The organism is Citrobacter freundii complex sp. CFNIH2 (assembly GCF_002880615.1).
GTDB classification, from domain to species: domain Bacteria; phylum Pseudomonadota; class Gammaproteobacteria; order Enterobacterales; family Enterobacteriaceae; genus Citrobacter_A; species Citrobacter_A amalonaticus_F.
The window spans coordinates 315,437-339,794 of record NZ_CP025757.1; the positions used below are offsets into that span (position 1 = coordinate 315,437).

The 24,358-nt window shown below is 54.4% G+C and carries 27 protein-coding genes and 2 pseudogenes; 22 read left to right on the plus strand and 7 right to left on the minus strand.

Annotated elements, in window-relative coordinates:
* Positions 1 to 90 precede the first annotated feature (90 nt).
* Positions 91 to 1,308, plus strand: a complete 1,218-nt coding sequence (fabB, locus tag WM46_RS01535; protein WP_042317749.1) for a beta-ketoacyl-ACP synthase I — start codon at positions 91 to 93, stop codon at positions 1,306 to 1,308.
* Positions 1,309 to 1,437: 129 nt separating this feature from the next.
* Here fabB and WM46_RS26540 read toward each other — a convergent pair.
* Both WM46_RS26540 and WM46_RS01540 read right to left on the minus strand, forming a co-directional pair.
* Positions 1,438 to 1,566: pseudogene (locus WM46_RS26540) on the minus strand (hypothetical protein); the annotation flags it as partial.
* 195 nt (positions 1,567 to 1,761) lie between these two features.
* The gene (locus WM46_RS01540) at positions 1,762 to 2,022 is read right to left on the minus strand and encodes a transcriptional regulator (protein ID WP_102601244.1); all 261 of its coding nucleotides are present in this window, start codon (positions 2,020 to 2,022) and stop codon (positions 1,762 to 1,764) included.
* A gap of 55 nt (positions 2,023 to 2,077) precedes the next feature.
* Here WM46_RS01540 and WM46_RS26545 point away from each other — a divergent pair, with 55 nt between their 5' ends.
* The 3 genes and pseudogenes from WM46_RS26545 (at position 2,078) to WM46_RS01550 (ending at position 3,922) form a co-directional block, all read left to right on the plus strand.
* Positions 2,078 to 2,200, plus strand: coding sequence for a hypothetical protein (locus WM46_RS26545; RefSeq protein ID WP_262360439.1), 123 nt, complete (start codon positions 2,078 to 2,080; stop codon positions 2,198 to 2,200).
* Positions 2,193 to 2,567 (plus strand): annotated as a pseudogene (locus tag WM46_RS01545) (hypothetical protein). The gene WM46_RS26545 and the pseudogene WM46_RS01545 overlap by 8 nt, the downstream one beginning before the upstream one ends.
* A 176-nt stretch (positions 2,568 to 2,743) precedes the next feature.
* On the plus strand, positions 2,744 to 3,922 hold the full coding sequence (locus WM46_RS01550; protein WP_102601245.1) for an MFS transporter: 1,179 nt from the start codon (positions 2,744 to 2,746) through the stop codon (positions 3,920 to 3,922).
* On the opposite strand, the gene flk is transcribed toward WM46_RS01550, so the two are convergent.
* Positions 3,919 to 4,920, minus strand: coding sequence for a flagella biosynthesis regulator Flk (gene flk / locus WM46_RS01555; protein WP_102603752.1), 1,002 nt, complete (start codon positions 4,918 to 4,920; stop codon positions 3,919 to 3,921). The two genes, WM46_RS01550 and flk, sit on opposite strands and share 4 nt — an antisense overlap.
* A 103-nt stretch (positions 4,921 to 5,023) precedes the next feature.
* Here flk and pdxB point away from each other — a divergent pair, with 103 nt between their 5' ends.
* The 16 genes from pdxB (at position 5,024) to WM46_RS01640 (ending at position 20,351) form a co-directional block, all read left to right on the plus strand.
* Complete coding sequence (pdxB, locus tag WM46_RS01560) at positions 5,024 to 6,160, plus strand: 4-phosphoerythronate dehydrogenase PdxB (protein ID WP_102601246.1); 1,137 nt, start codon at positions 5,024 to 5,026, stop codon at positions 6,158 to 6,160.
* A 66-nt stretch (positions 6,161 to 6,226) separates the two neighbouring features.
* Positions 6,227 to 7,240: an aspartate-semialdehyde dehydrogenase gene (locus WM46_RS01565; protein WP_102601247.1), complete on the plus strand. Its 1,014-nt coding sequence runs from the start codon at positions 6,227 to 6,229 to the stop codon at positions 7,238 to 7,240.
* Entirely contained in the window at positions 7,240 to 8,052 is an 813-nt protein-coding gene (truA, locus tag WM46_RS01570) for a tRNA pseudouridine(38-40) synthase TruA (RefSeq protein ID WP_102601248.1), read from the plus strand. Before WM46_RS01565 ends, truA begins: the two co-directional genes overlap by 1 nt.
* 28 nt (positions 8,053 to 8,080) lie before the next feature.
* A complete protein-coding gene (locus tag WM46_RS01575) occupies positions 8,081 to 8,740 on the plus strand; it encodes a DedA family protein (protein ID WP_102601249.1) in 660 nt (219 codons plus the stop codon).
* A gap of 153 nt (positions 8,741 to 8,893) precedes the next feature.
* Positions 8,894 to 9,808 carry an acetyl-CoA carboxylase, carboxyltransferase subunit beta gene (gene accD, locus WM46_RS01580; protein ID WP_061074837.1) on the plus strand — a complete coding sequence of 305 codons (915 nt, stop codon included), beginning with the start codon at positions 8,894 to 8,896 and terminating at the stop codon, positions 9,806 to 9,808.
* A 69-nt stretch (positions 9,809 to 9,877) separates the two neighbouring features.
* Positions 9,878 to 11,146 carry a bifunctional tetrahydrofolate synthase/dihydrofolate synthase gene (gene folC / locus WM46_RS01585; RefSeq protein WP_102601250.1) on the plus strand — a complete coding sequence of 423 codons (1,269 nt, stop codon included), beginning with the start codon at positions 9,878 to 9,880 and terminating at the stop codon, positions 11,144 to 11,146.
* Positions 11,136 to 11,825: a cell division protein DedD gene (gene dedD / locus WM46_RS01590; protein WP_061074835.1), complete on the plus strand. Its 690-nt coding sequence runs from the start codon at positions 11,136 to 11,138 to the stop codon at positions 11,823 to 11,825. The genes folC and dedD overlap by 11 nt, the downstream gene beginning before the upstream one ends.
* A 247-nt stretch (positions 11,826 to 12,072) precedes the next feature.
* Positions 12,073 to 12,561 (plus strand): colicin V production protein, encoded by a 489-nt coding sequence (cvpA, locus tag WM46_RS01595; protein WP_046483084.1) that lies wholly within the window; start codon positions 12,073 to 12,075, stop codon positions 12,559 to 12,561.
* A gap of 34 nt (positions 12,562 to 12,595) precedes the next feature.
* Positions 12,596 to 14,113 carry an amidophosphoribosyltransferase gene (gene purF, locus WM46_RS01600; protein WP_061074834.1) on the plus strand — a complete coding sequence of 506 codons (1,518 nt, stop codon included), beginning with the start codon at positions 12,596 to 12,598 and terminating at the stop codon, positions 14,111 to 14,113.
* Positions 14,114 to 14,209: 96 nt separating this feature from the next.
* Positions 14,210 to 14,779, plus strand: coding sequence for a UbiX family flavin prenyltransferase (locus WM46_RS01605; RefSeq protein ID WP_102601251.1), 570 nt, complete (start codon positions 14,210 to 14,212; stop codon positions 14,777 to 14,779).
* A gap of 288 nt (positions 14,780 to 15,067) precedes the next feature.
* The gene (gene argT, locus WM46_RS01615; RefSeq protein ID WP_061074829.1) at positions 15,068 to 15,850 is read left to right on the plus strand and encodes a lysine/arginine/ornithine ABC transporter substrate-binding protein ArgT; all 783 of its coding nucleotides are present in this window, start codon (positions 15,068 to 15,070) and stop codon (positions 15,848 to 15,850) included.
* Positions 15,851 to 16,097: 247 nt separating this feature from the next.
* Positions 16,098 to 16,880 carry a histidine ABC transporter substrate-binding protein HisJ gene (hisJ, locus tag WM46_RS01620; RefSeq protein WP_061074828.1) on the plus strand — a complete coding sequence of 261 codons (783 nt, stop codon included), beginning with the start codon at positions 16,098 to 16,100 and terminating at the stop codon, positions 16,878 to 16,880.
* Positions 16,881 to 17,065: 185 nt separating this feature from the next.
* Entirely contained in the window at positions 17,066 to 17,752 is a 687-nt protein-coding gene (locus WM46_RS01625) for a histidine ABC transporter permease HisQ (protein ID WP_061074827.1), read from the plus strand.
* Positions 17,749 to 18,456 carry a histidine ABC transporter permease HisM gene (gene hisM, locus WM46_RS01630; RefSeq protein WP_061074826.1) on the plus strand — a complete coding sequence of 236 codons (708 nt, stop codon included), beginning with the start codon at positions 17,749 to 17,751 and terminating at the stop codon, positions 18,454 to 18,456. The genes WM46_RS01625 and hisM overlap by 4 nt, the downstream gene beginning before the upstream one ends.
* A 13-nt stretch (positions 18,457 to 18,469) precedes the next feature.
* Positions 18,470 to 19,243, plus strand: coding sequence for a histidine ABC transporter ATP-binding protein HisP (hisP, locus tag WM46_RS01635; protein WP_102603754.1), 774 nt, complete (start codon positions 18,470 to 18,472; stop codon positions 19,241 to 19,243).
* A gap of 208 nt (positions 19,244 to 19,451) precedes the next feature.
* Positions 19,452 to 20,351: an Rpn family recombination-promoting nuclease/putative transposase gene (locus tag WM46_RS01640; protein WP_102601252.1), complete on the plus strand. Its 900-nt coding sequence runs from the start codon at positions 19,452 to 19,454 to the stop codon at positions 20,349 to 20,351.
* 23 nt (positions 20,352 to 20,374) lie between these two features.
* Here WM46_RS01640 and WM46_RS01645 read toward each other — a convergent pair whose 3' ends face one another.
* The 4 genes from WM46_RS01645 to yfcG form a co-directional block, all read right to left on the minus strand.
* On the minus strand, positions 20,375 to 20,884 hold the full coding sequence (locus tag WM46_RS01645; RefSeq protein WP_102601253.1) for a GNAT family N-acetyltransferase: 510 nt from the start codon (positions 20,882 to 20,884) through the stop codon (positions 20,375 to 20,377).
* A 69-nt stretch (positions 20,885 to 20,953) separates the two neighbouring features.
* On the minus strand, positions 20,954 to 21,847 hold the full coding sequence (locus tag WM46_RS01650; protein ID WP_102601254.1) for a TIGR01777 family oxidoreductase: 894 nt from the start codon (positions 21,845 to 21,847) through the stop codon (positions 20,954 to 20,956).
* Positions 21,848 to 21,867: 20 nt separating this feature from the next.
* Complete coding sequence (folX, locus tag WM46_RS01655) at positions 21,868 to 22,230, minus strand: dihydroneopterin triphosphate 2'-epimerase (protein ID WP_043000007.1); 363 nt, start codon at positions 22,228 to 22,230, stop codon at positions 21,868 to 21,870.
* Positions 22,231 to 22,284: 54 nt separating this feature from the next.
* Positions 22,285 to 22,932, minus strand: coding sequence for a GSH-dependent disulfide bond oxidoreductase (gene yfcG / locus WM46_RS01660; protein ID WP_102601255.1), 648 nt, complete (start codon positions 22,930 to 22,932; stop codon positions 22,285 to 22,287).
* Positions 22,933 to 23,070: 138 nt separating this feature from the next.
* Between yfcG and yfcF the strand changes: the two genes are divergently transcribed.
* On the plus strand, positions 23,071 to 23,715 hold the full coding sequence (gene yfcF / locus WM46_RS01665) for a glutathione transferase (protein ID WP_102601256.1): 645 nt from the start codon (positions 23,071 to 23,073) through the stop codon (positions 23,713 to 23,715).
* 55 nt (positions 23,716 to 23,770) lie between these two features.
* Entirely contained in the window at positions 23,771 to 24,322 is a 552-nt protein-coding gene (yfcE, locus tag WM46_RS01670) for a phosphodiesterase (protein ID WP_187394490.1), read from the plus strand.
* Positions 24,323 to 24,358: the final 36 nt, after the last annotated feature.

Sequence of the window (24,358 nt, forward strand, 5' to 3'; positions counted from 1 at the left end):
TACAAATTGGCTGATCGGACTTGTTCGGCGTACAAGTGTACGCTATTGTGCCAATCGAAACTTATTATAGTGCGATTACAGAGGTATTGAATGAAACGTGCAGTGATTACTGGCTTGGGCATCGTTTCCAGCATCGGTAATAACCAGCAGGAAGTCCTGGCATCTCTGCGTGAAGGACGTTCAGGGATCACTTTTTCTGACGAGTTTAAAGATGCAGGAATGCGCAGCCACGTATGGGGCAACGTCAAACTGGACACCACTGGTTTGATCGACCGTAAGGTGGTTCGTTTCATGAACGATGCCTCTATTTATGCCTATCTCTCCATGCGTGAAGCGATTGCGGATGCAGGCCTGAGCGAAGAAGCCTATCAGAACAACCCGCGCGTTGGCCTGATTGCCGGTTCCGGCGGCTCGTCTAAAGCGCAGGTATTCGGTGCTGACGCAATGCGTAGCCCGCGCGGCCTGAAAGCGGTTGGCCCATACGTGGTCACCAAAGCGATGGGCTCTGCGGTTTCCGCTTGCCTCGCGACGCCGTTCAAAATTCATGGCGTAAACTACTCCATCAGCTCCGCCTGTGCGACCTCCGCACACTGCATCGGTAATGCGGTCGAGCAGATCCAACTGGGCAAACAGGACATCGTATTTGCTGGCGGCGGCGAAGAGCTGGGCTGGGAAATGGCCTGTGAGTTCGACGCGATGGGCGCACTGTCCACCAAATATAACGACCAGCCTTCTAAAGCTTCCCGTACCTATGATGCGCACCGTGACGGTTTTGTCATTGCAGGCGGCGGCGGTATGGTAGTGGTCGAAGAACTGGAACACGCTCTGGCGCGTGGCGCGCATATCTACGCAGAAATCGTGGGCTACGGCGCGACCTCTGATGGCGCTGACATGGTGGCTCCGTCTGGCGAAGGCGCGGTGCGCTGCATGCAGATGGCGATGCACGGCGTTGATACCCCAATTGACTACCTGAACTCCCACGGTACTTCTACGCCGGTTGGCGACGTAAAAGAACTGGGGGCGATTCGCGAAGTGTTTGGCGATAACAGCCCGGCGATCTCCGCGACTAAAGCGATGACCGGCCACTCTCTGGGCGCCGCTGGCGTACAGGAAGCGATCTACTCTCTGTTGATGCTGGAACACGGCTTTGTCGCACCAAGCATCAACATCGAAGAGATGGACGAGCAGGCGGCAGGTCTGAACATCGTGACCGAAACCCTCGATCGCGAACTGACCACCGTTATGTCGAACAGTTTCGGTTTCGGCGGCACCAACGCCACGCTGGTGATGCGTAAGCTGAAAGCGTAAGACGATTGCTGATGAGAAAGGGAGCCAAACGGCTCCCTTTTTACTTGTTAAGCGGTTCGTATTCTGCTGCGATTTTCGCAGACCACGTCCGGGCCTGGGCAATAGCGCCGGCGCTGTATAAGGGATGCTGTAAATAATATAGGTCGGTTTTGCTGCCCGATAACCCGGTCCTGCCCACATGTCGCGCTGTCTGAAGTCTGAATACCACTCTGAACCGTCGAAAATCGCCCTATGCCCACCAGGATTTCCGCCTGCATGCGATTTTGCATAATTAGTCGCAGCTGTTTTATCCCAACTCATAATAACCTCTGTTAATGAAACGCGTAAAAAGATTACGAGAAGCATTAACAATATTTTCTCCGTCAGGCATAACCTTTAGTGCTATTGGTGTCTACAATGTCTTTCGCTAATTTATTTATTAATTCCGGCAAAGAATAAAACAAACAGGAAATATTAGTTTTCATTATTCTCTGGTGATTCAGCGGCAGGAACAGGTGGCATATTGATATAACGGGTCGGCCATATTACGTCTGGCGTGGTTTCCAGCGCGTTAGCGATAATCTGCTCGGCGCGAGGCCAGTTGCGGGTAAAGACGTTCCGTAGCGAATCGGGTGACAAGCCCGCCGCGCGCGAAAGATCCCTGAGCGTAATACCTCTTTTTTCAAGTGCACTTTTAATATCTGCACGATGCCAGTCTTGGCTTTTTTCTCTCATTCTGTAATCCTACGAAGATGTGTTATCGGCGCCGATATTTTTTATGGTTTATATCATGGCGACAAAAGAAGGCGATTTTCTTTTGTCGGCTGAGTATTGCCAGAATAACCCTGAAATTTCGCGCAAGAAAGAAAAGTTATTTTTATTTCACTGGGGAAAGGAACGAAATGATGTCTAAAGAATGGCTCACGGTACAGGAATGTATTGGCCTACCGGGTTTTCCCGGTAGCATCCCCGCTGTTCGCAATCGGCTCAATATCCTGAGCGCAGGTAAAGAAGGCATTAAACGCAAGCGCAGTAAATCAAAGGCGTGGGAATACCACATTTCAATTCTCCCCGTTTATGTCCATCCCTATGTTGTGGATGGCGACACGGCATCGGTGCGCAATGAATCATCAGCCTAGGAAGCAGAACCGAAAGAGATTTGGGATATGATGTTCAGACTCCTGACGCCAGAACAGCAGCAACAGGTGACTTATCTGTTTGGGACCAAAGGCATCGGTGCCGTCTTGCCTTCACTCTTTGACGATGAAAACCTGTATTGATACGCGCTGATGGTTTGCGGTTGACAACTTTAGCCACTCACAGGCAGACTTCAGGCCCATCATTATCTTCCGGATAATGCGTAAGCGTTTGACGTTATCCAACGCACCTTAATCCTGACGGTCAGGTGGAGGGGGCGTGGCATTTCCTCGCCTTACTCTGCATTCTGGAGTAACGCATGACAGCAGTAACCCATAAAGAAAAAACCTCTGCAGCGAACACATCGCTTTTTCGTATCGCATTTGCGGTCTTTTTGACCTACATGACGGTCGGCCTGCCGCTACCCGTCATTCCACTTTTTGTTCACCATGAACTGGGCTACGGCAATACGATGGTCGGTATCGCCGTGGGGATTCAGTTTCTGGCCACCGTTCTGACGCGCGGCTATGCCGGACGTCTCGCCGATCAGTACGGCGCCAAACGTTCTGCGCTGCAGGGAATGTTTGCCTGCGCGCTGGCGGGCGGCGCGTGGCTACTGGCGGCATTGTTACCTGTTTCTGTACCGATCAAATTCGCGTTATTAATCGTCGGACGGCTGATCCTCGGGTTTGGAGAAAGCCAGCTACTGACCGGAACCCTGACCTGGGGACTGGGTCTGGTGGGGCCAGCACGTTCCGGTAAAGTGATGTCGTGGAACGGGATGGCGATTTACGGTGCGCTGGCGGCAGGTGCGCCGCTGGGCCTGTTGATCCACAGCCATTTTGGGTTTGCGGGTCTTGCGGGTACGACAATGGTGTTGCCGCTGCTGGCATGGGCGTTTAACGGAACGGTGCGTAAAGTACCGGCCCATGCAGGCGAGCGTCCCTCGCTGTGGAGCGTGGTAGGGCTTATCTGGAAACCGGGTCTGGGCCTCGCGCTGCAAGGCGTGGGATTTGCCGTGATCGGCACCTTTATCTCTCTCTATTTTGCCAGCCATGGTTGGGCGATGGCCGGCTTTACGCTGACCGCGTTTGGCGGGGCCTTTGTGATCATGCGCGTGCTGTTTGGCTGGATGCCGGACCGCTTTGGCGGGGTCAGAGTGGCTGTCGCTTCTCTGCTGATCGAGACCGTTGGACTGGTCTTGCTCTGGCTGGCGCCGACGGCCTGGTTTGCGCTGCTCGGTGCGGCATTAACCGGGGCGGGGTGTTCGCTGATCTTCCCGGCGCTCGGCGTTGAAGTGGTGAAACGCGTACCGTCACAGGTTCGCGGGACGGCGCTGGGAGGCTACGCCGCATTTCAGGATATCTCTTATGCGGTCACTGGCCCGCTGGCGGGGTTGCTTGCCACGTCCTGTGGCTATCCATCCGTGTTTCTTGCCGGTGCGATTTCGGCGGTGCTGGGAATAGCGGTGACGCTGCTGTCGTTTCGCCGGGGCTAGACGACCAGCCAGAAAATCAGTAACGCGACCAGCAGGGCGATGAACAGCAGTCCGGGACGCGCGGTGAACGAGCGCAGCGTGTCGATAACCGGCGCAAACGGACTGTAAATCGGCTGAATGTGGCGTGGATCGTTTAATTCCCGATCGCGTTCGACGCGGCGCAGGAAGATCTGATTCAGAAGATCCTGCACCTGCGCGGTGGTCAGTACCGTCTGCGGTTGGATCTGCCCGTTCTGCTGGGCGTACTCTTTCAGGCTGACCAGCTCATCGGCTTCCAGCGGTTGCTTTAGCGCCGCTTGTAGCGATTGCAGGGTAGGCGCATGTTGCAGACTCAGGGTCTGACGCGCCTGTAGCCAGGTCGCCAGATGGGTGAAATGCTTTGCCGGGATCAGCTCACCGCTTTTCACGCCGGAAAGTTCCAGCATCGATTGCCAGATCAGCTTGCTGGATTCCCCCGTTGCGGCGGCCAGTTTGGTCACCAGTTGATTTAACGTATTGTGTTCGGCTGGCAGCAGCGGGCGATCGGTCGCCGGGCGCTGCTGCGGCTGCGGGATCGACAACTGTCCCTGCTGTAAAAGCGTCAGCACGTTCTTAAGCTGTTCCGGTTTGAGTTGGCTGAGCGCCGTTTGCCCGTACTGCTGGCGAATAAAATCGCTCACTGCCTGGCGGTTATTTCCCTGATTCAGTAATTCTGTCAACTGTGAAAGCACCTGGCGGTTGGCATGATTTTGCTGGGCCACGCCGAGACGCTGGCTGAGGTTTTGTTCCGCCGCAGGAAAATGGCGCGACAGCAACGGAGTATCGCTTTTTACGCCGAGATCGTGCTTCATACCGGCCCACACTTCCGCACTTTGCTGTTGCGTCAGTGAAATCAGGCGCGTTATCAGGCGTTCCAGTACGGTCCGCTGTTGCGTGGAGAGCGGTTGTTCGCCCGCCGTGGAAACCGCAGGTTGCCCTTCACCGGGAGGGCGCGCGGGAGTACCGGAAATGGGTTGCATCATCACTTATCCTTAAACCATCAATCTTAGCAAAGTATGCCTGGCGGCCAGATTATGGCACACTTGCCCGGTTAACTCTCGTTCTCAAACAGGTACGACAGACGTGAAAATTCTCGTTGATGAAAATATGCCTTATGCCCGCGAATTGTTTAGTCGTCTGGGTGAGGTCAAAGCGGTTCCCGGACGTCCCATCCCTGTCGCTGAGCTGGATGATGCCGATGCGTTAATGGTGCGTTCGGTCACCAAAGTGAACGCGTCGCTGCTGGAAGGGAAAGCCATCAAGTTTGTGGGTACCGCAACTGCGGGCACTGACCATGTGGATGAGGAGTGGCTCAAGCAGGCGGGCATTGGATTTTCAGCGGCACCCGGCTGTAACGCCATCGCGGTGGTGGAATATGTTTTCTCCGCGCTGCTGATGCTGGCGGAACGTGACGGATTCGCGTTACGCGATCGTACCGTCGGGATTGTCGGCGTGGGTAACGTCGGCGGACGCCTGCAGGCGCGACTGGAAGCGCTGGGGATCCGCACGCTGTTATGCGATCCACCACGTGCGGATCGCGGAGACGAGGGCGATTTCCGTTCGCTTGATGCGCTGGTGCAAGAAGCCGATATCCTGACCTTCCACACGCCGCTGTTTAAAGAAGGACCTTACAAAACGCTGCATCTGGCCGATGACGCGCTGATTTCCCGTCTGAAACCGGGCTCTATTCTGATTAATGCCTGTCGTGGCGCCGTGGTGGATAACGCCGCGCTGCTGGCGCGTCTTAACGCCGGACAGGATCTGAGTGTGGTTCTGGATGTCTGGGAAGGCGAGCCGGACCTGAATGTTGACCTGTTGAACACGATCGATATTGGCACTGCGCATATTGCGGGCTACACGCTGGAAGGCAAAGCGCGCGGCACCACGCAGGTCTTTGAAGCCTGGAGCGCGTTTATCGGCCGCGAGCAACATATCGCGCTGGATACGCTACTGCCTGCGCCGGAATTTGGCCGCATTACGCTGCACGGCCCGTTGGATCAGCCGACGCTGAAAAGACTGGTGCATTTGGTGTATGATGTGCGCCGCGACGATGCGCCGCTGCGCAACGTTGCCGGAAAACCGGGTGAATTTGATAAACTGCGCAAAAATTACCTCGAGCGTCGTGAGTGGTCCTCACTGTATGTGATGTGCGACGACGCAGATGCGGCGGCGTTACTGTGTAAACTGGGTTTTAACGCAGTTCATCACCCGACACGTTAATGTCTTCTTAATGCCCCCTGACGAATAATCGGCAGGGAGGCTTATGCTTTTCTGGAGTAAACCACCATGTCTGAAGGCTGGAATATTGCCGTCCTCGGCGCGACGGGCGCCGTTGGCGAAGCGTTGCTTGAAACCCTGGCTGACCGTCAGTTCCCGGTTGGGGAAATTTTTGCGCTGGCACGTAATGAAAGCGCGGGCGAACATCTGCGCTTTGGTGGTAAGTCAGTGATTGTGCAGGATGCGGCCGAGTTCGACTGGACGCAGGCGCAACTGGCCTTTTTCGTCGCCGGCGTTGAGGCCACGGCGGCCTGGGTTGAAGAGGCGACAAATGCAGGCTGTCTGGTCATTGATTCCAGCGGTCTGTTCGCGCTTGAACCTGATGTTCCGCTGGTGGTGCCGGAAGTGAACCCGTTTGTGCTGGCGGATTATCGCAATCGTAACGTGATTGCTGTGCCGAACAGCCTGACCAGTCAACTGCTGGCCGCGCTGAAACCGCTTATCGATCAGGGTGGACTTTCTCGCATCACCGTAACCAGTCTGCTTTCGGCATCAGCGCACGGTAAAAAAGCGGTCGATGCGCTGGCCGGACAAAGCGCAAAACTGCTGAACGGGATCCCCATCGATGAAGATGATTTCTTTGGTCGCCAGCTGGCGTTCAACATGTTGCCGCTGTTGCCGGATCGCGAAGGCAGCGTGCGTGAAGAGCGGCGGATCGTCGATGAAGTACGCAAAATCATGCAGGATGACGGGTTGTTGATCTCGGCAAACTGCGTACAGTCACCGGTGTTTTACGGTCACGCGCAGATGGTGGCATTTGAAGCGCTGCGTCCACTGGCTGCCGAAGAGGCTCGTGATGCCTTTTCCCGCGGCGAAGACATTGTGCTGTCAGAAGAGAGTGATTTTCCGACCCAGGTTGGCGACGCTTCAGGCAGCGCGCATCTGTCGGTGGGCTGCGTGCGTAACGATTACGGCATGCCGGAACAGGTTCAGTTCTGGTCCGTGGCGGATAACGTCCGCTTTGGCGGCGCGCTGATGGCGGTGAAAATTGCGGAAAAACTGGTGCAGGAGTATCTGTACTGATGTCTGACCAGCAACAACCGCCGGTGTATAAAATTGCGCTGGGCATCGAGTATGACGGCAGCAAATATTATGGCTGGCAGCGTCAGAATGAAGTCCGCAGTGTGCAGGAAAAGCTGGAAAAGGCGCTTTCACAGGTCGCCAATGAGCCGATTAATGTCTTTTGCGCCGGACGCACCGATGCCGGTGTGCACGGCACCGGGCAGGTTGTGCATTTTGAAACCACCGCGCTGCGTAAAGATGCGGCATGGACATTGGGTGTAAATGCGAATTTGCCTGGTGACATTGCGGTGCGATGGGTGAAAGCTGTACCGGAAGATTTTCACGCGCGATTCAGCGCCACGGCTCGCCGATATCGTTACATCATCTACAATCATCGGTTACGTCCGGCGGTGTTAGGCAAAGGTGTGACGCATTATTACGAGCCGCTGGACGCCGAACGCATGCATCGTGCGGCGCAGTGTCTGGTTGGCGAGAATGACTTTACGTCATTTCGCGCCGTCCAGTGCCAGTCGCGCACGCCGTGGCGTAACGTGATGCACATTACGGTGTCGCGTCATGGGGCGTATGTGGTGGTCGATATCAAAGCGAATGCCTTTGTACATCATATGGTCAGGAACATTGTTGGCAGCCTGATGGAAGTAGGCGCCCACAACCAGCCGGAGAGCTGGATAGCAGAGTTGTTAGCGGCAAAGGACAGAACGCTCGCAGCGGCAACGGCGAAGGCCGAAGGACTGTATCTGGTTGCGGTGGACTACCCTGACCGGTTTGACCTTCCTAAACCGCCCATGGGCCCGCTCTTTCTGGCGGACTAATTTGCGTCGTACAAAGGTATAGGCAACTATGGACCTGATTTACTTTCTCATCGATTTTATCCTGCACATTGATGTGCACCTGGCGGAGCTGGTCGCAGAGTACGGCGTCTGGGTTTACGCAATACTGTTTCTGATTCTGTTTTGTGAAACGGGGCTGGTGGTGACGCCGTTCCTGCCAGGGGACTCCCTGCTGTTTGTGGCGGGGGCGCTGGCGTCGCTGGGCACCAACGATCTCAATGTGCACCTGATGGTGGTGTTGATGCTGATTGCCGCGATTGTCGGGGATGCGGTGAACTACACTATTGGTCGACTGTTCGGCGAGAAGTTATTCAGTAACCCGGACTCGAAGATTTTCCGCCGCAGCTATCTGGACAAAACGCACCAGTTTTACGAAAAACACGGCGGAAAAACCATCATTCTCGCCCGTTTTGTGCCGATCGTCAGAACATTTGCACCGTTTGTGGCGGGAATGGGACATATGTCGTATCGTCATTTTGCGGCGTATAACGTGATAGGCGCGCTGCTGTGGGTTCTGCTCTTTACCTATGCCGGTTACTTCTTCGGCACCATTCCGATGATTCAGAACAACCTTAAATTGCTGATAGTCGGGATTATTGTGGTATCGATCCTGCCGGGCGTGGTGGAAATTATTCGCCATAAACGCGCTGCGTCACGTGTAACAAAATAGAAACTAACTCGGCGGTTCGACCACTTTTTTGTCCAAAGTTTCGGGCTGTTATGTTTTAATGTGCAACATTCATGGTCTGTTGGGGGCAAAAATGGCATTATGCGCCCCCACGGCAAAACTGGAACACACCAGGTTCAGGCAGAAAGGTCATAAATGAGCTGGATTGAACGAATTAAAAGCAACATTACTCCCACCCGCAAGGCAAGCATTCCTGAAGGGGTGTGGACTAAGTGTGATAGCTGCGGTCAGGTTTTATACCGTGCTGAGCTGGAACGTAATCTTGAGGTCTGTCCGAAGTGTGACCATCACATGCGTATGTCGGCGCGTAACCGCCTGCATAGCCTGTTAGATGAAGGAACGCTGGTGGAGCTGGGTAGCGAGCTCGAGCCGAAAGACGTACTGAAGTTCCGTGACTCCAAGAAATACAAAGACCGTCTGGCGTCCGCGCAAAAGGAAACCGGCGAGAAAGATGCGCTGGTCGTGATGAAGGGTACGCTTCACGGCATGCCGGTCGTTGCAGCGGCATTTGAGTTTGCTTTCATGGGCGGCTCGATGGGTTCTGTCGTCGGCGCACGTTTTGTACGTGCCGTTGAACAGGCGCTGGAAGATAACTGCCCGCTGATTTGCTTCTCCGCCTCCGGCGGCGCGCGTATGCAGGAAGCGCTGATGTCGCTGATGCAGATGGCGAAAACCTCCGCAGCACTGGCAAAAATGCAAGAGCGCGGTCTGCCGTACATCTCCGTGCTGACCGACCCGACAATGGGCGGCGTCTCTGCAAGCTTCGCGATGCTGGGCGATCTCAACATTGCTGAACCGAAAGCGCTGATCGGTTTCGCGGGTCCGCGCGTTATCGAGCAAACCGTACGTGAGAAACTGCCGCCGGGATTCCAGCGCAGTGAGTTCCTGATCGAAAAAGGCGCTATCGATATGATCGTCCGCCGTCCGGAGATGCGCCTGAAGCTGGCGAGCATTCTGGCGAAGCTGATGAATCTGCCGGCGCCAAATCCGGATACCCCGCGTGAAGGCGTGGTGGTGCCGCCGGTGCCGGATCAGGAACCCGAGGCCTGATAACTGAAAAGGGCAGGGCCACAGGCGCTGCCCTTTTGCTTTTCTCAACGTAACGATTTTACGGGCATCATGAATAACAAACGTATTCCTAAAGCCACGTCGCCCCTGGCCTCGTGGCTTTCTTATCTGGAAAACCTCCACGCGAAAACGATCGATCTGGGCCTTGAGCGCGTAAGCCAGGTGGCGGCGCGACTGGGTGTACTGAAGCCTGCGCCGTTTGTCTTCACCGTGGCAGGCACTAATGGTAAAGGCACGACCTGCCGGACGCTGGAGTCCGTATTGACGGCGGCGGGGTATAACGTCGGGGTATACAGTTCGCCGCATCTGGTGCGTTACACCGAACGCGTCCGCGTGCGTGGCAATGAACTGCCCGAATCGGCTCACACCGAATCCTTTGCGGAGATCGAAGCGGCGCGTGGGGATATCTCGCTGACCTATTTTGAATACGGCACGTTGTCCGCATTGTGGCTGTTTAAGCAGGCGCAACTGGATGTGGTGATCCTGGAAGTTGGGCTGGGCGGACGACTCGACGCGACGAATATCGTCGATGCCGATGTTGGCGTAGTCACCAGCATCGCGCTGGATCATACCGACTGGCTGGGGCCGGATCGTGAAAGCATTGGCCGTGAAAAGGCTGGTATTTTCCGTGCGGGAAAACCAGCGATTGTCGGCGAACCCGAAATGCCCTATACCATCGCCGATGTCGCGCTGGAGAAAGGCGCGCGGTTACAGCGTCGTGGCGAAGACTGGCAGTTTACGGTAACGGAGACGGACTGGTCCTTTAGCGACCGCCACGGCACGCTGGTGGATTTACCGCTGCCGCAGGTCCCGCAACCCAATGCGGCGACCGCGCTGGCGGCACTGCGCGCCAGTGGCCTGAACGTCAGTGAGCAGGCGATCCGCGACGGGATTGCCCGGGCGATTCTACCGGGACGTTTCCAGATTGTGAGCGAGTCGCCGCGCGTCATCCTTGATGTCGCGCATAATCCCCATGCAGCGGAATATCTCACTGGACGGCTGAAAATGTTGCCGAAAAAGGGGCGCGTTCTTGCCGTTATCGGTATGCTACATGATAAGGATATTGCGGGAACGTTGGCCTGGTTGAAAAGCGTGGTCGACGACTGGTATTGTGCTCCGCTGGAAGGTCCCCGGGGCGCAACGGCAGAACAACTGCTGGAACATCTCGGTAAAGGCAGTGTCTATGACAGTGTCGCGCTGGCATGGCATGCCGCTCTGGCAGACGCGAGACCAGAAGATACCGTACTGGTGTGTGGTTCATTTCACACGGTTGCACATGTCATGGAAGTGATGGACGCGGGGAGAATCGGTGGCGAGTAAGTTTCAGAATCGTTTAGTCGGCACGATTGTGCTGGTCGCGCTGGGCGTCATTGTGTTGCCCGGGCTGCTCGACGGGCAGAAAAAACATTATCAGGATGAATTCGCGGCGATCCCGCTGGTCCCGAAACCGGGCGATCGCGATGAGCCGGATATGATGCCAGCGGCAACGCAGGCATTGCCGACCCAGCCGCCAGAAGGGGCGGCGGAAGAGGTACGGGCAGGCGATGCGGCGGCGCCGTCGTTGGATCCGTCACGCTATGCATCAGCGAATAATCCTGAGCTTGATACGACGCCAGCGCCGGTAGAACAGCCCAAACCAAAACCGGTTGAAAAGCCGAAGCCGCAACCGAAGCCACAGCCGCCTGTAGAGGCAACGCCTGCTCCGGTTCCCGCTCCTGCGCCAAAACCGGCGGCAGAAGAGAAACCGGCGCCGACGGGTAAAGCCTACGTTGTGCAGTTAGGTGCGCTGAAAAATGCCGATAAGGTCAATGAGATCGTGGGTAAACTTCGTGCCGCAGGTTTCCGGGTATATACTTCTCCGTCAACGCCAGTACAGGGTAAAATAACCCGTATTCTCGTGGGGCCGGATGCATCACGCGACAAGCTGAAAGGCTCGCTCGGCGAGTTACAGCAAATCTCCGGATTAAGCGGAGTGGTGATGGGGTACAGCCCGAACTAAGTGAGGGTGGTCTGACGACAGCGCTCGGCGTCTTATCAGGCTTCCCATCTTGTTGTATGTCGGCCGGATAAGGCGTTTCTACCGCCATCCGGCAGTGCCCGAAGAGGCATAAAACGGTATGGCGTTGAAGTTTTTTTCAGCGCCATTTTTATTTACGCGCGGGAAGGAAATCCCTACGCAAACGTTTTCTTTTTCTGTTAGAATGCGCCCCGAACAGGACGACAGGGCGTAAAATCGTGGGACACATATGGTCTGGATTGATTACGCCATTATCGCGGTGATTGGTTTTTCCTGTCTGGTTAGCCTGATCCGTGGCTTTGTTCGTGAAGCGTTATCGTTGGTGACATGGGGTTGTGCTTTCTTTGTCGCCAGCCATTACTACACTTACCTGTCTGTCTGGTTTTCGGGCTTTGAAGACGAACTGGTTCGAAACGGGATTGCCATCGCGGTGCTGTTTATCGCGACGCTGATCGTCGGCGCCATTGTGAACTACGTGGTAGGGCAACTGGTTGAGAAAACCGGTCTGTCAGGTACCGACCGGGTTCTGGGTGTCTGTTTCGGGGCTCTGCGCGGCGTGTTGATTGTGGCTGCCATTCTGTTCTTTCTCGACACCTTTACCGGCCTGTCGAAAGGTGAAGACTGGAGTAAGTCACAGCTGATCCCGGAGTTCAGTTTCATCATCAGATGGTTCTTTGACTATCTGCAAAGCTCGTCAAGTTTCTTGCCCAGAGCATAAGCGTTGGGTTGTAGCTTAACGAGGAAAAAGACGTATGTGCGGTATTGTCGGTATCGCCGGTGTTATGCCGGTTAACCAGTCGATTTATGACGCCTTAACAGTGCTTCAGCATCGTGGTCAGGATGCCGCTGGCATTATCACCATCGATGCAAATAACTGCTTCCGTTTGCGTAAGGCAAATGGTCTGGTGAGTGATGTATTTGAAGCTCGCCACATGCAGCGTATGCAGGGCAACATGGGCATCGGTCATGTGCGTTATCCAACGGCTGGCAGCTCCAGCGCCTCTGAAGCTCAACCTTTCTACGTCAACTCCCCGTATGGCATCACGCTTGCCCACAATGGCAACCTGACCAATGCCCACGAACTGCGTAAAAAGCTGTTTGAAGAGAAGCGCCGTCACATCAATACCACCTCAGATTCTGAAATCCTGCTCAATATCTTCGCCAGTGAGCTGGATAACTTCCGCCACTACCCGCTGGAAGCAGACAACATTTTCGCCGCGATTGCCGCGACCAACCGCCAGATCCGCGGCGCGTATGCCTGCGTGGCGATGATTATCGGTCACGGTATGGTTGCCTTCCGTGACCCGAACGGTATCCGTCCGCTGGTGCTGGGTAAACGTGATATCGGCGATGGCCGTACCGAATATATGGTAGCGTCTGAAAGCGTCGCGCTGGATACGCTGGGCTTTGAATTCCTGCGTGACGTTGCGTCGGGCGAAGCGGTTTATATCACTGAGAAAGGGCAGTTATTCACCCGTCAGTGTGCCGAAAACCCGGTCAGCAATCCGTGCTTGTTCGAGTATGTTTACTTCGCGCGTCCGGATTCCTTCATCGACAAGATTTCCGTCTATAGCGCCCGTGTGAACATGGGTACCAAACTTGGCGAAAAAATTGCCCGCGAGTGGGAAGATCTGGATATCGATGTGGTCATTCCGATTCCAGAAACCTCCTGTGATATCGCGCTGGAAATTGCGCGTATTCTCGGCAAGCCGTACCGTCAGGGGTTTGTGAAAAACCGCTACGTCGGCCGTACCTTTATCATGCCGGGACAGCAGCTGCGCCGTAAGTCTGTACGCCGCAAACTGAACGCCAACCGCGCGGAGTTCCGTGATAAAAATGTCCTGCTGGTGGATGACTCCATTGTGCGCGGCACCACCTCAGAGCAGATTATTGAGATGGCACGTGAAGCCGGGGCGAAAAAGGTCTATCTGGCCTCTGCGGCACCGGAGATTCGCTTCCCGAACGTGTACGGCATCGATATGCCTACCGCAAACGAACTGATTGCGCATGGTCGTGAAGTGGATGAAATTCGCCAGATCATCGGCGCAGACGGCCTTATCTTCCAGGATCTGGACGATCTGATCGACGCCGTCCGTACCGAGAACCCGGATATTCAGCAGTTTGAATGTTCCGTGTTTAACGGCGTATACGTTACGAAGGATGTGGATCAGCAATATCTCGATTTCCTCGATTCTCTGCGTAATGACGATGCCAAAGCGGTTCAGTTGCAGAACGAAGTTGAAAACCTCGAGATGCACAACGAAGGGTAATCCCTGACCTGTCAGGGGACGAATCCCGCCCCCTGACTTGCAACTCCCTATAAAATCCTGCAAAGTCAGCCCAGAAGTCAGACAGGGCGATAAATCATGAAACGACTCATTGTAGGGATCAGCGGCGCCAGCGGCGCCATTTACGGCGTGCGACTGTTACAGGTTTTGCGCGATGTACCGGATGTTGAAACGCATCTGATCATGAGCCAGGCCGCCCGCCAGACGCTTTCTCTCGAGACTGACTTATCGCTGCGTGATGTTCAGGCGCTCGCCGCCGTGACGCACGATGCGCGCGATATCGCCGCCAGTATCTCTTCCGGCTCTTTTCAGACCGCCGGAATGGTTATCCTGCCGTGTTCAATTAAAACGCTTTCTGGCATCGTTCACAGCTATACCGATGGCCTGTTGACCCGCGCGGCAGACGTGGTGTTAAAAGAGCGCCGCCCGCTGGTGCTGTGTGTTCGGGAAACGCCGCTCCATCTGGGGCATTTGCGCTTAATGACCCAGGCGGCGGAAATTGGTGCAGTCATTATGCCGCCGGTTCCGGCGTTTTATCATCGTCCTCAGACGCTGGATGATGTGATAAATCAGACAGTTAATCGCGTTCTCGATCTGTTTGATATCGCCCTCCCGCAGGACCTTTTTACCCGCTGGCAGGGGGCATGATACTGCCCCGTCGGCGTGCCTTTTTGCATCAATTGCCCTGTTTCAGGGCAATTTTGTAACCGCGATCATATCCTCAACATTTAATTCGCTAAATCCATTCGAAACGCTGCGGTTCATCCGTCAGACCTGCTATCTTCAACATCAGGACAATATTGCAACGTTTTATTAACATATTTAACGTCGAATATCCCGAGCGGCGCGAAAATGGCATAAGACCTGCATGAAAAAGCCTGCAAACACACAACACAACGTAAAACATAATAAAGTCATTCCACTTGAGGGTTATGTATGAAGAAGTCAATTCTCGCTCTGTCATTGCTGATTGGTCTTTCTGCTACAGCATCCAGCTATGCCGCGCTGCCGCAAACGGTGCGCATTGGTACGGATACCACCTACGCACCGTTCTCTTCGAAAGATGCCAAAGGCGACTTCATCGGCTTTGATATCGATCTGGGCAACGAGATGTGTAAGCGTATGCAGGTCAAATGTACCTGGGTCGCCAGTGATTTCGATGCACTGATCCCGTCGCTCAAAGCGAAGAAAATTGATGCCATTATCTCTTCGCTCTCCATTACCGATAAGCGCCAGCAGGAAATTGCCTTCTCTGACAAACTGTACGCGGCGGATTCGCGTCTGATCGCGGCGAAAGGTTCCCCGATTCAGCCAACGCTTGACGCGCTGAAAGGTAAACACGTTGGCGTGTTACAAGGCTCCACTCAGGAAGCCTATGCCAATGACATCTGGCGTAGCAAGGGCGTGGATGTGGTGGCCTATGCGAACCAGGACCTGATTTACTCCGACCTGACGGCGGGTCGTCTTGATGCCGCATTGCAGGACGAAGTTGCCGCCAGCGAAGGTTTCCTCAAACAGCCTGCGGGCAAAGACTATGCTTTTGCCGGTCCTTCCGTGAAGGATAAAAAGTACTTCGGCGATGGCACGGGCGTCGGTTTACGTAAAGACGATGCAGAACTGAAAGCCGCCTTTGATAAGGCGCTGGCCGATCTGCGTCAGGATGGCACTTACGACAAGATGGCGAAAAAGTATTTTGACTTTAACGTCTACGGCGACTGATACCTGAATACGGGGACCTGATTGCACCGTTCGGGTTGGCCATTGCGGTGCGAGACGGGTTAAATGCACCGTTATGGTGCAATTATTGCGGGTGAACAGAGCGGAAGTGCATATTTAAGCGCTTTTCATGCAAAATAAACCGGGTTGCAGGGCAGAATGTTTTGCCTTGTCGACCCGATTAATGGCACGATAACTGCACCTGGTCCTGTAAACATCCCCTATAAAAGACAGTCTGTTGAGGATAGTTATGAAAAAACTGGTGTTATCTCTTTCTCTGGTCCTGGCTTTCTCCAGTGCTACCGCAGCCTTTGCCGCCATTCCGCAAAAAGTTCGTATTGGTACCGATCCGACCTACGCCCCGTTTGAGTCGAAGAATGCGCAGGGTGAATTGGTGGGTTTTGATATCGATCTGGCGAAAGAACTGTGCAAACGTATTAATACGCAATGTACCTTCGTTGAGAACCCGCTGGATGCGCTGATCCCGTCGTTAAAAGCGAAGAAAATCGACGCGATCATGTCCTCGCTTTCGATTACTGAAAAGCGTCAGCAGGAAATCGCCTTCACCGACAAACTTTATGCAGCTGACTCGCGTCTGGTCGTGGCCAATTCATCGGACATTCAGCCGACCGTTGAGTCGCTGAAAGGCAAACGCGTCGGTGTGCTGCAGGGCACCACTCAGGAGACGTTTGGTAACGAACACTGGGCGCCAAAAGGCATTGAGATTGTGTCGTATCAGGGCCAGGACAATATTTACTCCGACCTGACTGCCGGGCGTATTGATGCCGCATTCCAGGACGAAGTCGCCGCAAGCGAAGGCTTCCTGAAACAACCCGTTGGCAAAGATTACAAATTCGGCGGCCCGTCTGTGAAAGACGAGAAACTGTTTGGTGTAGGGACCGGCATGGGTCTGCGCAAAGAGGATAACGAACTGCGTGAAGCCCTGAATAAAGCGTTTGCAGAAATGCGCGCTGACGGAACTTACGAGAAGCTGGCGAAGAAATACTTTGATTTTGATGTTTATGGCGGTTAATCCCCGCAGGTGCAGATAAAGCCCGAAGATGTTTGACAGACTTTATGCCGGATGACGGCTTCGCTTTATCCGGCCTACGACGATGTTCTGGTAGGCCGGATAAGCGTAGCGCCATCAGGCATCAATGAAGTGTGTCATCACTCAAAAGAGGCTTCTAACTCGCCACTCACGACAGGACAGGCAGCATGTTGTACGGGTTTTCAGGTGTTATTTTACAGGGCGCAATTGTCACGCTGGAACTGGCCCTCAGTTCCGTGGTGCTGGCCGTTCTGATCGGCCTCGTCGGGGCGGGGGCTAAACTCTCGCAAAACCGGGTGACGGGGCTTATTTTCGAAGGTTATACCACCCTCATTCGCGGGGTGCCGGATCTGGTGCTGATGCTGCTGATTTTTTATGGCCTGCAGATAGCACTTAACACGTTAACCGATGCGATAGGCATCAGTCAGATTGATATCGACCCGATGGTCGCCGGTATTATTACACTCGGTTTTATCTACGGTGCGTATTTTACCGAAACCTTTCGTGGTGCCTTTATGGCCGTCCCCAAAGGACATATTGAAGCGGCAACCGCCTTCGGTTTCACTTCTTCACAAACCTTTCGTCGCATTATGTTCCCGGCGATGATGCGTTATGCGCTGCCGGGGATTGGTAACAACTGGCAGGTGATCCTTAAAGCGACGGCGCTGGTCTCGCTGCTCGGTCTGGAGGATGTGGTCAAAGCCACGCAACTGGCCGGGAAGAGCACCTGGGAGCCATTCTATTTCGCCATCGTCTGCGGGCTTATCTATCTGGTATTTACTACGGTTTCCAATGGTGTGCTGCTGTTCCTTGAGCGCCGTTACTCCGTCGGCGTGAAGAGGGCTGACCTGTGATTGAGATTATTCAGGAGTACTGGAAATCCCTGTTGTGGACGGATGGCTACCGGTTTACGGGCGTGGCGATTACGCTGTGGCTGCTGATTTCCTCCGTGGTGATGGGCGGCATTCTGGCGGTGATCCTGGCGATTGGTCGCGTCTCCAGTAACAAGTTCATCCAGTTTCCCATCTGGCTGTTTACCTATATTTTCCGCGGGACGCCATTGTACGTTCAGCTACTGGTGTTCTATTCAGGGATGTACACGCTGGAGATAGTCAAAGGCACCGATTTTCTGAACGCCTTTTTTCGCAGCGGTCTGAACTGTACCGTTCTGGCGCTGACGCTGAACACGTGCGCCTATACCACAGAGATTTTCGCCGGGGCCATTCGCTCAGTTCCACACGGTGAAATTGAAGCTGCGCGCGCGTATGGCTTCTCCTCATTCAAAATGTATCGTTGCATTATTCTGCCTTCGGCGTTACGTATCGCATTACCCGCCTACAGCAACGAGGTCATTTTAATGCTGCACTCCACGGCGCTGGCTTTCACGGCAACGGTTCCGGATCTGCTGAAAATCGCCCGTGATATTAACTCGGCGACCTATCAGCCCTTTACCGCGTTCGGTATTGCCGCCGTGCTGTACTTAATCATATCGTATGTCCTGATAAGCCTGTTCCGCCGTGCGGAAAGGCGCTGGTTGCAGCATGTTTCCTCTAAATAATTCGGGTAACACGATGTCTGAGAATAAATTAAACGTTATCGATTTGCACAAACGCTACGGCGAACACGAAGTGCTGAAAGGGGTTTCACTGCAGGCCAACGCCGGAGATGTGATCAGTATTATTGGCTCATCCGGCTCGGGGAAAAGTACGTTTTTGCGCTGCATTAACTTCCTCGAAAAACCGAGCGAAGGGTCGATTGTGGTCAACGGCCAGAACATCAACCTGGTGCGTGACAAAGACGGTCAGTTGAAGGTGGCGGATAGAAATCAGCTTCGTTTACTGCGTACCCGCCTGACGATGGTGTTTCAGCACTTTAACCTGTGGAGCCACATGACGGTGCTGGAGAACGTCATGGAAGCGCCAATTCAGGTGTTAGGTCTGAGCAAACAGGAAGCCCGTGATCGGGCGATCAAATACCTGGCGAAAGTCGGCATTGATGAGCGTGCCCAGGGAAAATATCCGGTGCATCTTTCCGGTGGTCAGCAGCAGCGTGTGTCGATTGCGCGCGCCCTGGCGATGGAGCCGGAAGTGTTGCTCTTTGATGAACCGACCTCGGCGTTGGATCCTGAACTGGTCGGCGAGGTGCTGCGTATCATGCAGCAACTGGCAGAAGAGGGGAAAACGATGGTGGTGGTGACGCACGAAATGGGTTTTGCCCGCCATGTCTCCAGCCACGTGATTTTCTTGCATCAGGGGAAAATCGAAGAAGAGGGCAATCCAGATCAACTTTTCGGTAATCCACAAAGCCCACGCCTGCAACAGTTCCTGAAAGGGTCGCTGAAGTAACGGGTTTACGCGTATCGTCAAGGTAAGCCGGGAAAGGCAACACCGCCTCCCGGCTTTTTTGCGAGTGGCTTTCTGCAATCCCTGAAAATATTGCAGATCAACGCATTTCCCCTGGATTCATCACCGCAAAGCGCAACGTCTGTTGGTGTCGCAGACGATTAAAGCGCGTAACGTCATGTCATCGACTCACAGGGATGACGGTACGGCCATGACAACAGCTAAGGTTACAGCGCATGATGCGGTGTTTAAAACGTTCATGTGCCACCCGGACACTGCCAGAGATTTCCTGGAATTCCATCTGCCAGCTTCATTGCGGCAACTTTGCGATCTGGGCTCGCTGAAACTCGAGTCAGGTAGCTTTATTGAAGAGAATCTCCGTGCGTATTATTCCGACGTTCTTTGGTCGTTAAAGACGGCGGAAGGAGAGGGCTTTATCTATGTGGTGATTGAACATCAAAGTTCACCCGATGCTCATATGGCATTCCGACTTATGCGCTATGCAATGGCGGCAATGCAACGTCATCTCGATGCCGGACATAAAAAACTGCCATTGGTGATTCCGATGTTATTTTATCACGGCGCGGTGACGCCCTATCCCTTCTCGTTGTGTTGGCTGGACGAATTTTCCGATCCTGCCACGGCAAGACAGCTCTATACCGCCGCCTTCCCGCTAGTTGATATCACGGTTGTGGCGGATGATGAAATTATGCAGCATCGACGGATAGCACTCCTGGAGTTGATGCAAAAACATATCCGCAAGCGTGATTTAATGGGCTTGATGGAGCAACTAGTTGCCCTGTTGGTTAAGGGTTACGCTAATGACAGCCAGTTGAAAACGCTGTTTAATTATATGATGCAAACCGGTGACGCGACGCATTTCAGTGAGTTTCTTACAGAGGTTGCCCAGCGTTCACCCCACCACAAGGAGAGACTAATGACTATCGCCGACAGATTGCGTCAGCAGGGGGTAGATCAGGGGATTCAACAGGGCAAGCGCGATGAAGCCCAGCGGATCGCACGTATGATGCTGGCAGACGGTATTGATGCCCACACCGTCGCCAGGATAACCGGTCTTCCCGTTGACGAGCTTACCGCAACACGTGCATAAGGCTTTCTCGCGTCGATGGACGATTAATCTCGCGCACTCTCCAGACGGTATCCCCAGTCGTCATAGTGGATACCGTTGACCTCAAACGCTTTCTCCAGCACCTGCGTACGCACAAATCCCAGCTTTTCCAGTAGGCGGACTGAACCCCGATTCTCGGCAAGCACCCAGGCGTTGATGGCTTTCACGCCAGCTTCACGGAAGGCATAGTCGCAGACGGCACGAACGGCCTCGCTGGCGATACCGCGTCCCTGGACGGCGGGGATGACGCAATAACCGATATCGGCTTCCTGCGGAAAATGATGGCTGATCTGTAAGCCAATATCGCCCAGCGGCGTGGCATCGTGATGCTGGCGGATCACGAAGGTATGTTTTGAGGTAAGGCGACGGGCAAACAGCAAACGCGTTTCGCGTTCCGGGCAGAGGTTGCCCATAAAACGCATGATGTCCGGATTTTCACGAAGCGCGAGGAAAAAGGGCCAGTCTGTGGGTTGAAACGGGGAAAGCGTCAGTCGTTCGGTTGTGAGTCGTGCCATAAAATCGCCATTCCGGGAGCCAATGAGACTACCTTACCACCGGAATGGCGAGAGTGAACAGGGAAGACGTTAGCGAACGACATCCGCCAGCGCTTCTTCGAGGTCATACCAACGGAAGGGAAATCCGGCGGCTTCCAGCCGTTTGGGCAGGGCGCGCTGCCCACCCAGCACCAGCACCGATGATTCGCCCATCAGCAGGCGAATCACGGTTGCCGGTACGCGAAGAATGGCTGGCCGTTGCAGGGCATGTCCCAGCGCATGAGCAAATTGCTCATTGCGTACCGGATAGGGGGAGACCATGTTGAACGGTCCGCGCAGGTCGTTATCCAGCAGCCAGAGGATCGCATTGACCATATCATCAATGTGGATCCAGGCCAGATACTGGCGGCCGTTGCCAATGGGGCCACCGAGGCCCAGGCGAAACGGTGGGATCATTTTGCCGAGGATACCGCCCTTTGGCGCCAGCACCACACCGGTACGCAGCAGGCAAACGCGCGTTCTGTCGCTTTGTGCCTCGCAGGCAATTTGCTCCCAGCGAGCGCAAAGCTTATGAGTGAATTCGTTATGCGGCGGTTCTTCCTCGGTGACGACGACTTCGCCCAGATCGCCATAATAACCAGCGGCAGAACCGGAAATCAGAACCGATGGCGGCATTTCACTGGCGTTGATGAGGTCCGCCAGTTTCTGGGTGATGCGCCAGCGACTCTGACACAGGCGTTCTTTTTGCTCAGTCGTCCAGCGCTTGTCAGCAATGGGCTCACCGGCCAGGTTAATCACCGCGTCTATGCCGTCGAGATTCTGCTTGTCTTCCAGCGTATCCCACAGTGTCACCCGGTCATTGAGCTTTCCCCGGGCGTTATCGGGGCGGCGGGTCAGTACGGTCACCTGATGACCCAGTTCCTGCAGGCGCGGGACCAGGTGTCCTCCGATAAGGCCAGTCCCTCCGGTTACCAGTATCTTCATGCAGCCTCCCGTGATGGCGATTAGCGCTGCCAGCTCAACGTCATGGAGACGGAATCGGCATAACGCAACGCGTGTAGTTTGTCGACTTCCACTTCAGCATAAGTGACCCAGTGGTGTTCGCGTGCGATATCGAGCACATCCTGGGTTAATTTTTCTAACAATGAGAAGCGATTGTTCTCAACGTGCAGGATGATATTTTTGGTGATGGTGCGGTAATTCAACGCATCGTTGATATCTTCACTGACGCGAGCCTTGTCCGCCGGATAGTGAATCGCAACGTTGATGACAATATCCTGTCGGTTATTGATCTCTTCCTCTTTAATGCCGATGAAAGTGCGTAAGCGAAGGTTTTTTATACGAATTATAGCGTCATGATGTGACATTGCAGGTCTCCTCCATGTATGAACTCTCGCATGATACACGAGAACCCGGTCGCGTTATCCTTTTGCACTCGCAGGATCCTGTTGCGCCAGCATCATTGCGCGCGTCGTGGCGGGTCGACTGCGAATGCGCTCAAACCAATTCTTCACGGCGGGAAACATGTCCAGCTCGACGCGCTGCCGCTGCCAGGCGTTCACCCACGGCCAGCAGGCGATATCGGCAATGCTGTAATGCTCGCCACCGAGCCACGGCGACGTTTCCAGCCGTTTATTGAGGACGTTATACAGCCGTTGTGTTTCTACCTGATAACGCTCGATAGCGTAGGGGATGGCCTGCGGGGCGAAGTGGTTGAAATGGTGATTCTGGCCGAGCATTGGCCCCAGTCCACCCACCTGCCAGAACAACCACTGCAGCGTGGTATGGCGCTCGCGCAATTCGCCGCTAAGCAACCGGCCGCTCTTTTCTGCCAGATAGAGCAAAATGGCGCCGGACTCAAACAGGCTGAGCGGTGCGCCGCCATCGACCGGGTCATGATCGACGATGGCGGGGATTTTATTGTTGGGTGAAATGGCGAGGAAATCGGGACGGAACTGGTTACCCTTACTGATATCCACCTTAATGAGTCGGTAGTCCAGCGCAGTTTCTTCGAGGAAGATCGTAATCTTGTGCCCATTGGGGGTCGGGGCGTAATAGAGGTCGATCATTTCAGCTCCACAACGTGTTTATCGGATAAGCCAACCACAAGTATAGAAAGCCTGTCGTGCTGTGTGAGTTTTCATCAGGTGACAGCGAGCGAAAGACCCTCTATGTTGGGAGAAAAGCCTAATAACGACGAGGATGCCATGAGTAAACCCAACATCACGCTGTGGTCCGATGCAAACTATTTCTCCCCTTACGTGCTCTCCGCGTATGTCGCTTTGCAGGAAAAGGGACTGCCGTTTAGTCTGAAAACCGTCGATCTTAACAACGGTGAACATCTACAACCGGGCTGGCAGGGTTATGCACTGACTCGTCGGGTGCCGTTGCTGGAAATCGATGGCTTTGAGCTGAGCGAGTCCTCCGCGATTGCGGAATATCTGGAAGACAGCTTTGCGCCGCCCACCTGGGAGCGAATCTATCCTCACGACCTGCAAAAGCGCGCGCGTGCGCGACAGATTCAGGCATGGTTGCGCAGTGATTTAATGCCCATTCGAGAAGAGCGCCCGACGGATGTCGTTTTCGGTGGGGTAAAAAAAGGGCCGCTGAGCGAGGCGGGGAAAGTCAGCGCTGACAAACTGTTCGCCACGGCGGGAAATCTGCTGGCACACGACATGCCAAATCTTTTCGGTGAATGGTGTCTGGCTGATACCGATTTAGCCCTGATGCTCAATCGTCTGGTTCTCAATGGCGACGACGTCCCGCAGCGACTGGTGGAATATGCAGCATTTCAGTGGCAACGCGCCTCTGTCCAGCGTTATATTGCGCTTTCCGCGAAGCGTTCAGGCTGATAAAACGTCCGTTATCCAGTATCATAATGCGGTTTTTGATGACACGGAGCATATGATGAAACTGATGTTTGCATCCGATATTCATGGGTCCTTGCCAGCCACAGAACGCGTGCTGACCCTGTTTTCGCAGAGTGGCGCGCAGTGGCTGGTGATTCTGGGCGATGTCCTCAACCACGGGCCGCGAAATGCGTTACCCGAAGGCTACGCGCCCGCTCAGGTCGCTGAGCGACTCAATGAACAGGCGGCGCAGATTATCGCGGTGCGGGGAAATTGTGATAGCGAGGTGGATCAGATGCTGCTGCAGTTTCCAATCACCGCGCCCTGGCAGCAGGTGCTGCTGGAAAATCAGCGACTGTTTCTGACTCACGGTCATCTCTTTGGGCCGGATAACCAGCCGACACTGCGGGCCGGTGACGTGCTGGTATACGGGCATACACATCTGCCAGTGGCAGAAAAAAGAGGCGATATTTATCACTTCAACCCGGGTTCCGTAAGCATTCCGAAAGGCGGCTATCAGGCAAGTTATGGCCTGCTGGACGATAATGTTTTGAGCGTTATCGCACTCAATGATCAAAGTATTATTGCGCAGGTCGCGATTAATTCGTAATTTACCCCCACATATGTAAATGCGCCGTAAGAGCGC

What these genes read in the sequence shown, in the direction of transcription:
- fabB (WP_042317749.1), top strand. Translation starts at nt 91, where the DNA reads ATGAAACGTGCAGTGATTACTGGCTTGGGCATCGTTTCCAGCATCGGT.
- WM46_RS01540 (WP_102601244.1), bottom strand. Translation starts at nt 2,022, where the DNA reads ATGAGAGAAAAAAGCCAAGACTGGCATCGTGCAGATATTAAAAGTGCA.
- WM46_RS26545 (WP_262360439.1), top strand. Translation starts at nt 2,078, where the DNA reads ATGGCGACAAAAGAAGGCGATTTTCTTTTGTCGGCTGAGTATTGCCAG.
- WM46_RS01550 (WP_102601245.1), top strand. Translation starts at nt 2,744, where the DNA reads ATGACAGCAGTAACCCATAAAGAAAAAACCTCTGCAGCGAACACATCG.
- flk (WP_102603752.1), bottom strand. Translation starts at nt 4,920, where the DNA reads ATGCAACCCATTTCCGGTACTCCCGCGCGCCCTCCCGGTGAAGGGCAA.
- WM46_RS01565 (WP_102601247.1), top strand. Translation starts at nt 6,227, where the DNA reads ATGTCTGAAGGCTGGAATATTGCCGTCCTCGGCGCGACGGGCGCCGTT.
- truA (WP_102601248.1), top strand. Translation starts at nt 7,240, where the DNA reads ATGTCTGACCAGCAACAACCGCCGGTGTATAAAATTGCGCTGGGCATC.
- WM46_RS01575 (WP_102601249.1), top strand. Translation starts at nt 8,081, where the DNA reads ATGGACCTGATTTACTTTCTCATCGATTTTATCCTGCACATTGATGTG.
- accD (WP_061074837.1), top strand. Translation starts at nt 8,894, where the DNA reads ATGAGCTGGATTGAACGAATTAAAAGCAACATTACTCCCACCCGCAAG.
- folC (WP_102601250.1), top strand. Translation starts at nt 9,878, where the DNA reads ATGAATAACAAACGTATTCCTAAAGCCACGTCGCCCCTGGCCTCGTGG.
- cvpA (WP_046483084.1), top strand. Translation starts at nt 12,073, where the DNA reads ATGGTCTGGATTGATTACGCCATTATCGCGGTGATTGGTTTTTCCTGT.
- purF (WP_061074834.1), top strand. Translation starts at nt 12,596, where the DNA reads ATGTGCGGTATTGTCGGTATCGCCGGTGTTATGCCGGTTAACCAGTCG.
- WM46_RS01605 (WP_102601251.1), top strand. Translation starts at nt 14,210, where the DNA reads ATGAAACGACTCATTGTAGGGATCAGCGGCGCCAGCGGCGCCATTTAC.
- argT (WP_061074829.1), top strand. Translation starts at nt 15,068, where the DNA reads ATGAAGAAGTCAATTCTCGCTCTGTCATTGCTGATTGGTCTTTCTGCT.
- hisJ (WP_061074828.1), top strand. Translation starts at nt 16,098, where the DNA reads ATGAAAAAACTGGTGTTATCTCTTTCTCTGGTCCTGGCTTTCTCCAGT.
- WM46_RS01625 (WP_061074827.1), top strand. Translation starts at nt 17,066, where the DNA reads ATGTTGTACGGGTTTTCAGGTGTTATTTTACAGGGCGCAATTGTCACG.
- hisP (WP_102603754.1), top strand. Translation starts at nt 18,470, where the DNA reads ATGTCTGAGAATAAATTAAACGTTATCGATTTGCACAAACGCTACGGC.
- WM46_RS01640 (WP_102601252.1), top strand. Translation starts at nt 19,452, where the DNA reads ATGACAACAGCTAAGGTTACAGCGCATGATGCGGTGTTTAAAACGTTC.
- WM46_RS01645 (WP_102601253.1), bottom strand. Translation starts at nt 20,884, where the DNA reads ATGGCACGACTCACAACCGAACGACTGACGCTTTCCCCGTTTCAACCC.
- WM46_RS01650 (WP_102601254.1), bottom strand. Translation starts at nt 21,847, where the DNA reads ATGAAGATACTGGTAACCGGAGGGACTGGCCTTATCGGAGGACACCTG.
- folX (WP_043000007.1), bottom strand. Translation starts at nt 22,230, where the DNA reads ATGTCACATCATGACGCTATAATTCGTATAAAAAACCTTCGCTTACGC.
- yfcG (WP_102601255.1), bottom strand. Translation starts at nt 22,932, where the DNA reads ATGATCGACCTCTATTACGCCCCGACCCCCAATGGGCACAAGATTACG.
- yfcF (WP_102601256.1), top strand. Translation starts at nt 23,071, where the DNA reads ATGAGTAAACCCAACATCACGCTGTGGTCCGATGCAAACTATTTCTCC.
- yfcE (WP_187394490.1), top strand. Translation starts at nt 23,771, where the DNA reads ATGAAACTGATGTTTGCATCCGATATTCATGGGTCCTTGCCAGCCACA.